The following is a 1,045-nucleotide window of genomic DNA, read 5'->3' as shown; positions in this document are numbered from 1 at the left end:
GCAGTCGTAGACGACGACCTCTCCGTGCGAGGCGAAGAACATAAGCAACCCCCCTGAAAATGCGGCACGTATTTTGAAAAAAACGGCCCAAAAAGAGGGGGTTTTCCGCGGGGGGATTATTCTCCCCTGGAAAGACCCCCGCCTCAGAAGCGGCGGTAAAATTGGCGAAAATGGGGTTATCTGGCAGATCAGGCTACCGCCCTCCCGCGGCCGCCGACTTTTCCTGTTGTCGCTGCTCCTTGGGCCGGGTGTCGAACAGTTCCAGCAGGTACGGCGGCTGGGGGTCGACGTGCAGCAGGCCGATACGCCCTTCGGCGTCCCGGAACACTGCCGACCCGGAGACGAGGTTGCGGAAGAGATTGACATTCAACTCCCCTGCACCCGCCCCGAGGAACTGCAGGTTCGCCGCCACCTCGTCTTCGTCGTTGGCCTGGAAGCAGAAGACATTGCTCACGTTGTTCACGACGACCTTCGAGGTGGCAAAATCGCCGGCGTTCTGCGAGATCAGCACGGGGATCAGGTTAAACGTCCGGCCTATGCGCACGACTTCCTCCAGCAACCGCTGGCCCTCCGGCACGGCGAAGAGCGCCCACGCCTCGTCGAAGACCAGGCACTTGAGCAGGCCGCGCGGGAGGCCGAAGGCCACCTCGCGCGCCATGGCCGCCGCCAGGTACATCAGCGCCAGCCCCTGCCGCTCGCTCTCGGTGATCCGCGACGGGTCGGCGCCCCTGCGCGGGAGGGGGAGCTCCTTGAGGTTGACCACGCGGATCACCTCGCCGCCGGAAAGCGGGCCCGCCCCGGAGATCCCTTCTCCGAACGCCATCGATCCCACGTCCGACGTGCGGAGGTACTCCAGCAGGAGGGCGCACTGGCCCGCCTCCTCCCGCACCGCCCGCTGCTGGCTCTCGGCCGCCAGCTTGCGCAGGGCGGCGAGGCAGTAGCCCAGGTGCCGCTTTTCCGGCGGCAGGGAGGCCACCATCTCCACGGCCTGCGCCAGAGCCACCCGGCGGGCTTCGTTATTTCCCGCGTTGAGCGCCAGGCAGAG

Annotated in this window: 1 protein-coding gene; it reads right to left on the bottom strand. The window is 66.2% G+C overall.

What is annotated here, in order from left to right; translation table 11 throughout:
• Positions 1-193: 193 nt before the first annotated feature.
• On the bottom strand, positions 194-1,045 hold an 852-nt coding region (locus G454_RS19790; protein ID WP_035108143.1), incomplete at its 5' end, for an ATP-binding protein.

This window comes from Desulfovirgula thermocuniculi DSM 16036 (assembly GCF_000429345.1).
GTDB lineage: Bacteria > Bacillota > Desulfotomaculia > Desulfotomaculales > Desulfovirgulaceae > Desulfovirgula > Desulfovirgula thermocuniculi.
Note: the sequence above shows the minus strand (reverse complement) of the source record. Positions and strands in the feature narration are given on the sequence as shown.